The sequence below is a fragment of the Pseudomonas sp. B21-041 genome, assembly GCF_024748675.1.
In the GTDB taxonomy this organism is placed as follows: domain Bacteria; phylum Pseudomonadota; class Gammaproteobacteria; order Pseudomonadales; family Pseudomonadaceae; genus Aquipseudomonas; species Aquipseudomonas neuropathica.
The window spans coordinates 1,662,229-1,675,280 of sequence record NZ_CP087175.1 but is presented as its reverse complement, the minus strand read 5'-3'; the positions used below and the strand labels follow the sequence as shown (position 1 = coordinate 1,675,280).

Genomic DNA, 13,052 nt, shown 5'->3' with positions numbered 1-13,052 from the left:
AGGTGACGCCTCACGCACGATGAGGCGCGCCTTTATGATCGGAGCAGATCATGAATAACAACAACAACGACCAAAGCCTTACGCAGATTGAAACCCACGGGGTCGAGCAGATCCCGGACCACGAACGCAGCGCAGGCCCGACGGACTTGTTCCGGATGATCTTCGGCGGTTCGAATACCTTTGCCACCGCCGTGCTCGGCAGTTTCCCGGTGCTGTTCGGTCTGTCCTTTCAGGCCGGCGTCTGGGCGATTGTGTCGGGCGTGCTGCTTGGCTCGCTGATTCTCGCACCGATGGGTCTGTTCGGTCCGCTCAACGGCACCAACAATGCCGTGTCGTCCGGTGCGCACTTCGGCGTGCACGGGCGGATCGTCGGTTCGTTCCTGTCGCTGTTGACCGCTATCGCGTTTTTCTCGCTCTCAGTGTGGAGTTCGGGCGATGCGCTGATCGGCGGTGCAAAACGCCTGATCGGTCTGCCGGAAACCGACCTGACCCTGGGCCTGGCCTACGGTCTGTTCGCGATTCTGGTGCTGACCGTGTGCATCTACGGCTTCCGCTTTTTGCTGTGGGTGAACAAGATCGCGGTGTGGAGCGCCAGCCTGTTGTTCCTGCTGGGCATCTTCGCCTTCGCCGGTCCTTTCGATGTGAACTACGCCGGTACGGTGAGCCTCGGTCAGCCAGGCTTCTGGGCCGCGTTCATCGGCGCCGCGCTGGTAGCCATGAGCAACCCGATTTCCTTCGGCGCGTTCCTCGGCGACTGGTCGCGCTACATCCCGCGTGACACATCGAAACAACGGATCATGGCAGCGGTCGTGCTGTCGCAGATCGCCACGTTCATCCCGTTCCTGTTCGGCCTTACCACCGCGACCATCGTCGCGATCAAGGCGCCGGACTACATCGCGGCGAACAACTATGTGGGCGGTTTGCTGGCGGTGTCGCCGAGCTGGTTCTTCCTGCCGGTGTGCCTGATTGCGGTGATCGGCGGCATGTCCACCGGCACCACTTCGCTGTATGGCACCGGGCTGGACATGTCCAGCGTGTTCCCGCGGGTGCTGTCGCGAGTGAAAGCGACACTGCTGATCGGCGTGCTGTCGATTGCCTTCATCTTCATCGGCCGGTTTGCGGCGAACCTGGTGCAGAGCGTGTCGACTTTCGCCGTGCTGATCATCACCTGCACCACGCCATGGATGGTGATCATGATCATCGGTCTGTTGGTGCGCCGCGGCTTCTACTGCCCGGATGACCTGCAAGTGTTCACCCGTGGCGAACAGGGCGGACGCTACTGGTTCAGCCACGGCTGGAACTGGCGCGGTCTTGGTGCATGGATCCCGAGCGCGGTGGTCGGTTTGTGCTTCGTCAATCTGCCGGGGCAGTTCGTTGGCCCGTTGGGTGAAATGGCCGGCGGCATCGACATCAGTTTGCCGGTGACCCTGGGCCTGGCTTCGGTGGTGTACCTGACGCTGCTGAGCCTGTTCCCGGAACCGCGCGAAGTGTTCGGCCCCAAGGATGCCCGGCGTGAAGCCGCAGTAAAACCTCAACTGCGTCAGGCCGCCTGACGAAGATCCCTGTAGGAGTGAGCCTGCTCGCGATGACTTCAGCACATCCAATAAAGATGTGACTGACAGACCGCTATCGCGAGCAGGCTCACTCCTACAAGGGAAATGATTTTGGCCTCAACATAAAAAAGACAATCGGAGACACGCCATCATGGCTTTGGATTTATTCGTCGTCCTCATCTACGCCGCCGGCATGCTCTTGCTCGGCTACTTCGGCATGCGCAAGGCCAAGACCAACGAGGACTTTCTCGTTGCCGGTCGAAACCTCGGCCCGAGCCTGTACATGGGCACCATGGCCGCGACTGTTCTGGGTGGCGCGTCCACCGTCGGCACCGTACGTCTGGGCTACGTGCATGGCATCTCCGGTTTCTGGCTGTGCGCGGCTCTGGGTTGCGGCATCGTTGCGCTGAACCTGTTCCTCGCCAAACCGCTGCTGAAACTGAAGATCTACACCGTTACCCAGGTCTTGGAAAAACGCTACAACCCGATGGCGCGCTCGGCGAGCGCGGCGATCATGCTGGCCTACGCACTGATGATCGGCGTGACCTCGATCCTGGCGATCGGCACCGTGCTGCAAGTGCTGTTTGACCTGCCATTCTGGGTTTCGGTACTCGTCGGTGGTGGCGTGGTGGTGATCTACTCGGCGATCGGCGGTATGTGGTCGCTGACCCTCACCGACATCGTCCAGTTCATCATCAAGACCGTGGGCCTGATGTTCATCCTGTTGCCGATCTGCCTGTACCGCGTCGGCGGTTGGGACGAACTGGTGCTGAAACTGCCGGCGACTGCCTTCAGCTTCACCACCATCGGCTGGGACACGATCATCACCTACTTCATGATCTACTTCTTCGGCATCCTGATCGGTCAGGACATCTGGCAACGGGTGTTCACCGTCAAGACCGCCAAAGTCGCGCAATACGCCGGCAGCATCGCCGGCATCTACTGCATCATCTACGGCTTGGCCTGCGCGCTGATCGGCATGGCTGCACACGTGCTGATCCCGGATCTGGACAACGTCAACAACGCCTTCGCCGCCATCGTCAAACTGTCGCTGCCGGACGGCATCCGTGGTCTGGTGATCGCGGCTGCACTCGCGGCGATGATGTCCACCGCCAGCGCCGGCCTGCTCGCCGCCGCCACCACGCTGACTGAAGACTTGCTGCCGAAGCTGCGTGGCGGCAAACAGTCGAGCCTGGGCGTCAACCGCCTGTTCACTCTGCTGACCGGTGTCGTGGTGCTGGGTATCGCGCTGGTGGTAAATGACGTGATCAGCGCCCTGACGCTGGCGTATAACCTGTTGGTGGGCGGCATGCTGGTTCCGCTGATCGGTGCGATTTTCTGGAAACGCGCGACCACCGCCGGCGCCATCGCCAGCATGGGCCTGGGTTTCGCCACCGCACTGCTGTTCATGTTCAAGGACGGTCTGGATGCCAATACGCCGATCTACTACAGCCTGGCGGTGGGTCTGGTGAGTTTCGTGGTGGTCAGCCTCGCCTCGCGCCGTCCTGTCTCGGTGGCCCGCGCGATCTAAGCTGAAACATAACGACTTGATGCTTTCTTCGACGAGTGTGGCGTCGGTTGCCACACTCGTTTTTTTACGCTTGGAGAAAAGTACCGATGAAGATCGTTTCTCGTGATCAGTGGTTTGAAGTGCAGCACCTGAGCGATGGCATTCGGTTGATTCACGAGCCGTATATCCGCCCGTTCTACCGCTGCAACCTCTGGCATGTGCAGGGCCGTGACAAAGACCTGCTGCTGGACAGCGGCTCAGGACTGGTCAGCCTGCGCGAACAGTTGCCGTGGATTACCGAGCGGCCACTGGTGGCAGTGGCCAGTCATTGCCACTTCGACCATATCGCCGGGCATCACGAATTTTCTGAACGGCTGGTGCATCCGGCCGAAGCGGACATTCTGGCCGCGCCGGATGGCGAAAACGACTTGAGCCGTGCTTTCGTTGGCGACGACATGTTCGAAGCGCACCCGGATTGCCCGTTGTGCTACGCCGAGTACCGGGTCAAAGCCGCGCCGGCGACCGGGTTTGTCGAGGACGGTGATGTGCTCGATCTGGGCAATCGCACGCTGCAGGTGCTGCACACGCCGGGGCATTCGCCGGGCGGCATCAGCCTGTATGAAGCGGCGACTGAAACGCTGTTCAGCGGCGACATCATCTACGCCGGGCCGCTGATCGAAGACGCCTACCACTCCAATCTTGAGGATTACGCCACCAGTCTGCGACGTTTGCAGGCGTTGCCGATTCGCACGGTGCATGGCGGGCACTTCGGTAGTTTTTCCGGGGAGCATTTGCGCTCGATGATTGACGAGTGGTTGCGCGGCCACGCCTGAGGCCTGCTTCACTCAAGCACAACAACAATCAGAAATATCTGCCATGAGAAGAGCTGCCGTGCGTGCCGCCGTGCACCGATATATCCGGCGTCTGTTGGAAACCCGCGAATTCAACGACAACACCAGTCTGGTGCAACTGGGCCTGGAGAAAGCCGATATAGAAGATTTGATCTTTCATCTGGAAGATGAATTCGGCCTGACGGCGTTTACCGCCGAGGAAGACCGCATGCTCAAGACCGCGAAGACCGCGAATGACTTGAGCCGGTTTTTACTGGAGATCGGCCGTCATTAAAAGCAAAAGATCGCAGCCTGCGGCAGCTCCTGCATTAATCCGTGCAGGAGCTGCCGCAGGCTGCGATCTCTTGATCTGAATCCTTTGATCTCGGATCGGGGGGCTTACCGGCGCCGTTGTTGACGGCGGCGCTGCTCGTCATCGGTGCGGATCGGGACAGGTTGCAGAGGCGGTTCGATCAAGCCAAGGGCAACACCCAAGTCGTGCAGCCAGTTTTGAATTTTCTCTTTCATCGTCATGCCCCCTTCAGGGTGGTGCTGAGCGGCCGGAATTCTGAGGCCGCTTCGCACTGATAATAGTCCGAAGTCCTACGTAATGCTCGGCCAAATCCGCAATGATCTGTTACTGAATTGAACAGAATATGCCGCCATTGGTTCAGGCTGTTTCTCGGGTTTCAATCTGAGCCGCAGGATAGACAGCCTGCTGCACCTCAATCCATGCATTGAGGTTGGCGCCGACCATGCCCTTGCGCCACATGAGCCACGTTGTCGCACCCACAAATGGCTCGGCCAATGGATGCACCGCGACGCTGTCACGCCCCGGCAGACTGGCCAGCATCGACTCCGACATCAGCGCCACGCCACTGCCGGCAATCACACAGGCGAGCATGCCTTGATACGACTCGATCTCCATCGCCCGGCCCATAGTCGCGTGATAGTGCGAAAACCACGCCTCCAGGCGCATGCGGTAGGAACAGCCGCGACGAAAGGTGAACACCGAACGCCCTTCAACATCCCGCGCGCTGCGCACCGGCGGATGATCGATTTCAGTGATCAACACCAACCGCTCCTCGCACAACGGCACGCCGTCGAGCCCGGCGAGTTCCAGCGGGCCATCGACCAACGCGGCATCAAGGCGCCCGGTGAGCAACCCCTCCAGCAACTCGCCACTCGGTGCTGACTGCACTTGCAGATTCACCGCTGGATAGCGCTTGTGATACTGCGCCAGCAGCGCCGGCAGATGAATCGCCGCCGTGCTGTACATGGTGCCCAGAGCGAAGTCACCGGCGGGTTTGCCGCCCATCACCGCCGCACTGGCCTGATCGCGCAGGGCGAAGAGTTTGCCGGTGTAGTCCAGCAGGACTTTTCCTGCAGGCGACAGTTGCAAACGCTGACGCTCACGGACGAATAACTCGACACCGAGCTGCTCCTCCAGTTGCTTGAGCCGGGTCGATAGATTCGATGGCACGCGGTGCAGGCGTTCCGCAGCGCGGGTGATGGAACCTTCCTCGGCCACGGCCTGGAAGATCCGTAGTTGGCTGAATTCCACAACCTTTCTCCAGAACAGAACAAGTTACTCACTATTATTCAATTTTAAAGAAAGTCAATCAGTCCTAGCCTGACGGTCATTGAAGCCCTCACGGAATTCCGACCATGTCGCCGCTTATTCGCTTATCTGCCTGCTTCGTGGCCCTGATGATGGCCATGGGCATCGGACGTTTCGCTCTCACCCCGCAAATGCCGCACCTGCTCAGCGAAGGTCAGATCGACCTGACAGCCGCTGGTCTGATTGCAGCGGCCAACTACCTCGGTTACTTGCTCGGCGCGGTGGACGCGATGTTCGCCCATCGCCCGCAGCAGGTTCAGCGGCGCCTGCACGGTGGCTTGTGGCTCTGTGTGCTGCTGACCCTGGCATCGTTCTGGGCCGATGGTTTTTGGTCGCACCTGGTGCTGCGCTTTGGCACCGGGGTGGCGAGTGCCTGGGTGCTGGTGATGATTACGGCTTTAAGCCAACCGTTGGCAGCGGCAGCGGGTCGTCCACGTTTGGGCGCACTGGTATTCGCCGGACCGGGCTTAGGGATTTTTCTGACAGGATTGTTGGCACTGGTCTCACATCTTCTCAACCAGACTTCCGCGACGTTGTGGCTGATTTACGCAGCGGCTGCGTTGGTGATGATGCTGAGCGTATGGCGACTGCTGCCTAAGCCCGTCGCAACGGCTGCAGTTGCTGTGGCGGCAAGCAATCCATCGAATCGCGGCATCGGGCGGCTGGCCGTGATTTATGCGCTGTACGGCGTCGGCTACATCATTCCGGCGACATTCCTGTCGCAGATGGCCAATGAGCAGTTTCACGGACAATGGCAGGCGGACTTGTTCTGGCCGTGCTTCGGTCTGGCTGCGGCGCTTGGCGTGTTGCTGGTGAGTCTACGGCGTCACGATCCCGAAACGACGCGCCACTGGTTGATGGCGACGTTGTGGCTGCAAGCGGCCGGTGTCTTTGCCTGCCTGCTCGGCAGTGGCCTGGGCCTCGCACTGGGCGTGATCCTCTGTGGCACACCGTTCCTCGCCTGCATGCAACTGGTCATGCAACGCTCGCGGGAACTGGCGCCGCATGCCACCCAACGCAATGCCGGCATGCTCACCGCGTGCTTCGCCGTCGGCCAACTCAGCGGCCCGTTGCTGGCGGCGTTGAGCAGCCATTTCAGCGGCGGTTTGCAGCCAGCATTGGTCATCGCCGGCAGCGGATTGTTGATTGCCGGCGGTCTGGCGATGCAGTCGACTAGCGCTGGCCCAGCGCTTTGCGCAAACGCCGACGCAGCCACTGCTCGGCGCTGACAAAAGTGATGCCGAGCAGCACCAGTACAGCGCCAACGACGAAGTTCACAGTCAACTGTTCGCCGAGCAGCAACACGCCAAAGGTCACGCCGAACAGCGGCGTCATGAACGAAAACACCGCGAGGTTGGCTGCCAGATAACGGCGCAGCAACCAGAACCAGATCAGGTAGCTGAAGAACGATACCACTAGGCCCTGGAACAACACGCTGGCCACCGCCACGGTGGTCAGGCTGACGTGGGTGATCTGGCCGCTGAACAGCGCAATCAAGAGCAGCCCGATGAAGCCGACGATCAATTGATAGAACAGGGTCAGCGTCACCGGTGCTTCCGACAGCCGTGATGCGCGCACCACCACCGTAGTCGCGCCCCAACAGGCGCCAGCCAACACGCCAAAGGCATCGCCGAGCAGCATGCGCCGGTCGAGGTTGTCCCACGACACACCGCCGGCAAAGGCAATCGCGATGCCGATGAAGGCGAGCAGGATGCCAAGCCATTGCAGCGGCCGCAGTCGCTCACTGGCCAGCAGAAAGTGCACACCCAACGCGGTGAAAATCGGTGCGGTGTAGAGGAACACCGACATGTGCGCAGCAGTGGTCAGTTGCAAGCCTTCGGCGATGAAAAAAAACTCCAGACCAAACAGCGCACCGGCCAGCAGGCCACCACGCCAGGTCGTACCGACCTGATCCCAGCCACCTTTCCAGCAGATCAGCAAACCGACCAGCAACGCGGAAATTCCCGAGCGCCCCGCCGCTTGCATCACCGGCGCGATGTCCGCTGCGGCCCACTTGATCATCACCTGTTGCACGCCCCAGATCAGGCAGAGGCCGATCATCACTTGCAGGGCAAAACTGTCGGCATTGCGCCGCTCGACACTCACCGCAACACCTCGAATACACACAACATGGCAGGCCATCCAATGGTCAGAAAACAGTGTCGAGGATTATCAATGACTCGGGCGCAAAAAGCCGTCTGGAAAAGACATTTTGTGCTTCATTGGCGCCAGTGGTGAATGGCTATCGGCTACGCCGCCATTCGCGAACGAGCTCGCTCCCACTTTGGAATGCGTTCCCCTGTGGGAGCGAGCCTGCTCGCGAAGAGGCCGGCATGGCTTACCTGCATTTCGGATCAGACCTTGCCAAACCGCCTCGCCAACAAAAACCCGACGCTACAAGCCACAGCAGTAGCAAACATACCCCACGCCCAATCCATCAGCGTCACCTGCACCGACCAGCCGCGCAACGTCGCCCAATTGGTCAGGTCATAGGTGCCATAAGCCACCAGCCCCAACAACGCGCCCCGCTTCGCCGCCCACTGCCAGGTCGCCGCAGGCAGCACCACAAACACCACGCAGCCAAATACATACAGGCAATAAAAAACCGCTGCGGGAATCAGCAGCGGTTTTTCGAGCATCAGCGGGCCGAGCAGTTCGCGATAGGTCGGCGCCATCAACAGGCCGAGCCAGATACCGTCGAGCAACAGAAACGCAATCAGCGTCGCAACATAGGCAACCAGAGACTTCTTCATCACACCCGCCCTCATGTAGGAGCTGCCGAAGGCTGCGATCTGTTGATCTTCAAAGTCAAAAGATCGCAGTCTTCGGCAGCTCCTACATGGGGCCAGCGGTGTCTCAGGTTAGTTCAATACGATCGGCGTGAATGACGATTTTGCCTTCCTTGTACAGCGCACCGATGGCCTTCTTGAAGTTGCCCTTGCTGACGCCGAACAGGCTGCTGATCAATGCTGGATCGCTCTTGTCGCTGACCGGCAACGTGCCGCTGTTGTCACGCAACTTGGCGAGGATCTTCGAGTTCAGGCTGCTCGCCGCTTCCTGGCCAACCGGTTGCAAGCTCAGGGCGATCTTGCCGTCGGCACGCACTTCCTTGATGTAGCCCTTCTCGCTCATGCCGGCGCGCATGAACTTGAAGATTTCGTTCTTGTGAATCAAACCCCAGTGCTTGTTGTTGATGATCGCCTTGAAGCCCATGTCGGTGGCTTCGGCAACCAGCAGATCAACTTCCTGACCCTGACTGTAATTGGCCGGAGTCTTGTCGAGGTAGCGATCCAGTCGCGCAGTGGCGGTGATACGGCGGGTGTGCTTGTCGAGGTAGACATGCACCACGCAGTATTCGCCGGCGGTCATCTGGCGCTTCTCTTCGGAATACGGCAGCAACAAATCCTTCGGCAGCCCCCAATCGAGGAACACACCGATGCTGTTGACTTCAACGACTTTCAGACTGGCAAATTCGCCGACCTGCACTTTCGGTTTTTCCGTGGTGGCGAGAAGTTTGTCTTCGCTGTCCAGATAAACAAAAACGTTGAGCCAATCTTCATCTTCGGTCGGAATATCTTTTGGGATATAACGATTAGGCAAAAGAATCTCGCCATCGGCTCCGCCATCCAGATATAAACCGAAGTTAGTGTGTTTAACCACTTGCAAACTGTTGTAACGCCCGACTAAAGCCATTTCCAGAACCCTCATTGCGTGGGCGGCATTCTACCCGTTTTTATCGTGGCCGTCGGGTGACAGATCGGCACGCTTGTGAAACCGGTTCAACACCTTGATTTTCCTCGGGCGCAGCCGGGCCGAGGTGCCGCTCGTCAGACAGGCACGAACGCTCATGACTGAATATTTCAATGCACGCGCACATAAATGTTGTTATTTAAAACAGCAGGTTAGCCGGATATTTCGAATATTGGATCGAGAATAATGCAGCAATGCGGTTGGTTATTCCGGGGGATATTTACCAAGCAATTGTCAAGTTATTCCTGTACGATGCCTGGCCGAGTTACTTTTCTACAGGTTAATGGCCGCCATGCGTGTAAAAGCATCCTCCAGCAAAGCAAAGCCAGCTCCAGCCGTTGAAACCAGCGAATCGATCAACGATCAGATCGCAGCGTTTCTCAAGTCTGGTGGCGAGATTCAGCAAATTGCCAAAGGCGTCAGTGGCCAGACATTCGGCCCGTCCAAGCAGATCAGCCTGGGCAAGAAGTAACACCGGTTTTACACCCGTCCAGAGGCGCTTTGAGCTTTGAAGCGCCTGGACTGGCACCGCGTAACCTCCCTCCTTTTTAAACAAAATTCCTTGTAAATCGACGAACGGCCTTCAATGCCGATCATTCGCCGGTATCCTTGCACGCGTCTAGATCAAGCGTTTCAGCAGGCCCGCCTTCCTGCGCTCGCTGTTCATGGAGTGACGCATGCGCAAACCTTCCTGTTTATTGCTCGTAAGCCTGATAGTCGGCTCGACCGCGCACGCGCAGATTTTCCAGCGTGAACTCGGCGACTTCGATCTCAAACTCGGTACCACGCCCACGCGCAGCATGGCTCAAGGCCTGGTCAAACCGGCGGCAGTCGGTTCCTTCCATGGCGGCCTCGACCTGAGCCACGACAGCGGCCTCTATGTCGGCCAGTACGCACCGAGCATGGGCATCTCCCCGGGCAAGAACCTCGAAATCGACTCCTACGTCGGATTTAAACAACCTTTCGATCAGACCCTCGGCTATGAAGTCGGCATGATCCACTACAGCTATCCCAAGGTAGACACTCTCGACAGCCAGGAGCTGTTCGGTGGCCTGACCTTGCTCGGCAGTCGTTTCGGCGTGGCCTTCAGCAATGACCCGGATAAACAGAACAACACGTTGTTTGCCGATCTTGGCGGCAACCAGCCATTCGGCATCGGCGTCAGCATGAAATACACCACCCACCAACTGAACACGCCAGTGGCCGTGGACGGTGGTTATGTCGGCAGTTTTACCGATTGGTCGGTGAAATTGTCCCGACCATTCATGGGCGTCGACCTCGATCTGATCTACAGCGACTCCAGTCTCAGCGGCAGCGATTGTTCGGCCTACTCCGGGCACAACAGCGAGTGCGACGGCCTCGTCACCCTCAAGGCTGCGCGCGCGTTCTATTGATTGGCTGAACTGCCGGGTTCATTCTGCGTTCACATAGGAATCAGTTCCTCGAAGCCAGGCTCACGCAAGGATTCGCCCATGTCTCGCTGGTTCAAACACATCGCCGCACTACTGATTTTCACCCTCGCCCTCGGCGCTTGCAGCCGTGTCGGCCTGGCCTATCGCAACCTCGACGTGATCATTCCATGGACGCTCAGCGACTATCTGGACATGAACGGCGAGCAAAAGGACTGGTTCAACGAGCGGCTCAAGGATCACTTGAACTGGCATTGCACCACACAATTGCCGGGTTACCTGGACTGGCTGGATCGTTTACAAACGATGGTCGAGACCAATCAGGTCAACGATGCCGCATTACAGGCGCGCACTGTCGAAGCCAAGCGGGCGATTGCCGAAACCGCTCGAGAGATCACCCCGTCGGCAATCGAGTTGCTGCAAGGGCTGGATGACAAGCAAGTGGCCGAGATGAATGACGCGTTTGCCAAGGATCTGCGCAAACGTCAGCAGGAATACCTCAAACCACCACTTGATCAACAAATTGCCGAGCGTGGCGCGCGAATGGTTAAACGCTTGAATGACTGGCTCGGCCCCTTGAGCGCCTCCCAGGAACAGCGGGTCATGGCGTGGTCGACCGCCCTGGGCGATCAGTACACCCAATGGATTGCCAACCGGGCCCATTGGCAAAAGCAATTCAGTGCAGCCGTCGCACAACGCAAAAGCCCCGAATTCCCACAGAGAATCGAGACGCTTCTGGTCAATCGCGAGAGTTTATGGACAGCCGATTACCGCAAAGCCTTCGCCGAAACTGAAGCGCAGGGACGCTCTCTGGCGGTGGATTTGATGGCCCAAAGTACGCCGCAACAGCGTCAGCGGTTGTTGAAGAAGATTGAAGGGGTTCGCAAGGATTTCAATGACCTCAAATGCCTTAAGGCCGCGCAAAAAACCTGAAGACTCCTAAATCCAATTGTAGGAGTGAGCCTGCTCGCGATAGCGGTTTCCAGTCAACATTGATGTCACTGGAAGACCGCTATCGCGAGCAGGCTCACTCCTACAGGGGGATCTGCATGAACTCAGGCGATCTGGGCTTTCGAAGCCACTTCCTCAAAGGTCGCCTCGGCCAGCGCATCCTCTTGCTCATCCAGCACCTGACGCGGGTGATCATTGCCAGGAATGCTGCTGTCGATCAGGCTCAGCAAGCTGGAACCGCGCGGGGTCAGAACAAAATTGTTTCCGGTGCTGCCCTCCTCATCCGGGCGCGGTGCGATATAGCCGCGCAAGAGCAACAACCGTTCATAGTCGCAAGCCAGCGTTTTCAGATGATCCAGATTCTCGATCGGCTCGCCGGCGCTGGCTTTCGCCGCCGCATAATCTTCGGCGTAAGCCCGAGGGGCAAAACTGTGGCCGGCACTGTTCTGCACTTCGTGCAGTAAGCGTTCAATCAAATCCCAGTTATAAGTCGTCATCCTGATACAACCTCCGGTGCGCGTGATTTATGGCGCGTTCATAGGTTGTGACCGGAGTGGCTGTCAGCCGTTCAGCCGCATTTCCCGCAGCGACCGACCGGCGGTCTGTCGATCCTGCGCAGGGTTAAACGACTAGTCTGAAACAGGCTTCAACCCCGCAGGAGAAATCATCATGAACGTTGAGAATCATCCGGTGGTGTCGCGCGAAGAATGGCTCGCCGCCCGTAAGCAGCATCTCGCTGACGAAAAAGCTTTCACCAAAGAACGCGACCGCCTCAGCGCCAAACGTCGCGCATTGCCATGGGTAAAGGTCGACAAGGACTACCGCTTTCAGGGCCCGAACGGCGAATTAAAGCTGGGGGATCTGTTCGGTAAACACAGCCAACTGGTGATCTACCACTTCATGTTTGCCAAGGACTGGAAGGAAGGTTGCCAGGGTTGCTCGTTCCTCAGCGACCACATCGACGGTGCCAACCAGCATCTGGCTCATCACGACATCGCCGTGGTTGCGGTTTCGCACGCGCCGTTCAACGAGTTCCAAGACTTTAAACGGCGCATGGGCTGGAAGTTCGACTGGGTGTCGTCGGAAGGTTGCGACTTCAACTATGACTTCGGCGTTTGTGCCCGGGCTGAGGATGTCGCGGCCGGAAAGGCTACGTACAACTACGAAAAGACTGACAGTGCTGAGGAAGAAATGCCTGGTCTGAGCGTGTTTTATCGGGATGCGAACGGCGACATTTTCCACACCTACTCAACTTACGCTCGCGGTCTGGACATGTTGGTAGGTGCCTACAACTATCTCGACCTCACGCCCAAGGGCAGGAATGAGGACGAGATCATGGAGTGGGTGCGGCACCATGATCGATATGAAGAGGGAAAAGCGTCCAGTTGCTGCCACGAAAAATAAGTATTGAGTAGATGGAAATAGTGA

General features: G+C 58.4%; 15 protein-coding genes. 9 read left to right on the top strand and 6 right to left on the bottom strand.

Going from position 1 to position 13,052, the window contains the following annotated elements; translation table 11 throughout:
* Positions 1 to 50 precede the first annotated feature (50 nt).
* From LOY43_RS07450 to LOY43_RS07435, 4 genes are all read left to right on the top strand, one after another.
* A complete protein-coding gene (locus tag LOY43_RS07450; protein WP_258709415.1) occupies positions 51 to 1,553 on the top strand; it encodes a cytosine permease in 1,503 nt (500 codons plus the stop codon).
* A gap of 151 nt (positions 1,554 to 1,704) precedes the next feature.
* Positions 1,705 to 3,084, top strand: a complete 1,380-nt coding sequence (locus tag LOY43_RS07445) for a sodium:solute symporter (protein WP_095125550.1) — start codon at positions 1,705 to 1,707, stop codon at positions 3,082 to 3,084.
* A gap of 86 nt (positions 3,085 to 3,170) precedes the next feature.
* Positions 3,171 to 3,896, top strand: coding sequence for an MBL fold metallo-hydrolase (locus tag LOY43_RS07440; RefSeq protein ID WP_095049298.1), 726 nt, complete (start codon positions 3,171 to 3,173; stop codon positions 3,894 to 3,896).
* Positions 3,897 to 3,939: 43 nt separating this feature from the next.
* Entirely contained in the window at positions 3,940 to 4,188 is a 249-nt protein-coding gene (locus LOY43_RS07435) for a phosphopantetheine-containing protein (protein ID WP_034153223.1), read from the top strand.
* Between the two features lie 104 nt (positions 4,189 to 4,292).
* On the opposite strand, the gene LOY43_RS07430 is transcribed toward LOY43_RS07435, so the two are convergent.
* Together LOY43_RS07430 and ptrR are read right to left on the bottom strand one after the other, a co-directional pair.
* Entirely contained in the window at positions 4,293 to 4,421 is a 129-nt protein-coding gene (locus LOY43_RS07430) for a PA1414 family protein (RefSeq protein WP_007914492.1), read from the bottom strand.
* A gap of 142 nt (positions 4,422 to 4,563) precedes the next feature.
* A complete protein-coding gene (gene ptrR / locus LOY43_RS07425) occupies positions 4,564 to 5,457 on the bottom strand; it encodes a putrescine utilization regulator PtrR (RefSeq protein WP_095125552.1) in 894 nt (297 codons plus the stop codon).
* A 104-nt stretch (positions 5,458 to 5,561) separates the two neighbouring features.
* Between ptrR and LOY43_RS07420 the strand changes: the two genes are divergently transcribed.
* A complete protein-coding gene (locus tag LOY43_RS07420) occupies positions 5,562 to 6,743 on the top strand; it encodes an MFS transporter (protein WP_095049296.1) in 1,182 nt (393 codons plus the stop codon).
* On the opposite strand, the gene LOY43_RS07415 is transcribed toward LOY43_RS07420, so the two are convergent.
* The 3 genes from LOY43_RS07415 to LOY43_RS07405 form a co-directional block, all read right to left on the bottom strand.
* Positions 6,688 to 7,620 (bottom strand): DMT family transporter, encoded by a 933-nt coding sequence (locus LOY43_RS07415; protein ID WP_099758297.1) that lies wholly within the window; start codon positions 7,618 to 7,620, stop codon positions 6,688 to 6,690. The genes LOY43_RS07420 and LOY43_RS07415 overlap by 56 nt on opposite strands.
* Positions 7,621 to 7,868: 248 nt before the next feature.
* Positions 7,869 to 8,267 (bottom strand): DUF2177 family protein, encoded by a 399-nt coding sequence (locus LOY43_RS07410; protein WP_095049294.1) that lies wholly within the window; start codon positions 8,265 to 8,267, stop codon positions 7,869 to 7,871.
* A 103-nt stretch (positions 8,268 to 8,370) separates the two neighbouring features.
* Positions 8,371 to 9,207 carry a S1 RNA-binding domain-containing protein gene (locus LOY43_RS07405; RefSeq protein ID WP_095049293.1) on the bottom strand — a complete coding sequence of 279 codons (837 nt, stop codon included), beginning with the start codon at positions 9,205 to 9,207 and terminating at the stop codon, positions 8,371 to 8,373.
* A gap of 340 nt (positions 9,208 to 9,547) precedes the next feature.
* Between LOY43_RS07405 and LOY43_RS07400 the strand changes: the two genes are divergently transcribed.
* From LOY43_RS07400 to LOY43_RS07390, 3 genes are all read left to right on the top strand, one after another.
* Entirely contained in the window at positions 9,548 to 9,736 is a 189-nt protein-coding gene (locus LOY43_RS07400; protein WP_170844885.1) for a hypothetical protein, read from the top strand.
* 205 nt (positions 9,737 to 9,941) lie between these two features.
* A complete protein-coding gene (locus tag LOY43_RS07395) occupies positions 9,942 to 10,658 on the top strand; it encodes a TorF family putative porin (protein ID WP_258709414.1) in 717 nt (238 codons plus the stop codon).
* Between the two features lie 78 nt (positions 10,659 to 10,736).
* Positions 10,737 to 11,606 (top strand): DUF6279 family lipoprotein, encoded by an 870-nt coding sequence (locus tag LOY43_RS07390; protein ID WP_258709413.1) that lies wholly within the window; start codon positions 10,737 to 10,739, stop codon positions 11,604 to 11,606.
* Between the two features lie 122 nt (positions 11,607 to 11,728).
* Here LOY43_RS07390 and LOY43_RS07385 read toward each other — a convergent pair whose 3' ends face one another.
* The gene (locus LOY43_RS07385; RefSeq protein WP_220558295.1) at positions 11,729 to 12,121 is read right to left on the bottom strand and encodes a transcriptional regulator; all 393 of its coding nucleotides are present in this window, start codon (positions 12,119 to 12,121) and stop codon (positions 11,729 to 11,731) included.
* Positions 12,122 to 12,293: 172 nt separating this feature from the next.
* On the opposite strand from LOY43_RS07385, the gene LOY43_RS07380 reads away from it, so the two are divergent.
* The gene (locus LOY43_RS07380; protein ID WP_258709412.1) at positions 12,294 to 13,028 is read left to right on the top strand and encodes a thioredoxin family protein; all 735 of its coding nucleotides are present in this window, start codon (positions 12,294 to 12,296) and stop codon (positions 13,026 to 13,028) included.
* Positions 13,029 to 13,052 lie beyond the last annotated feature (24 nt).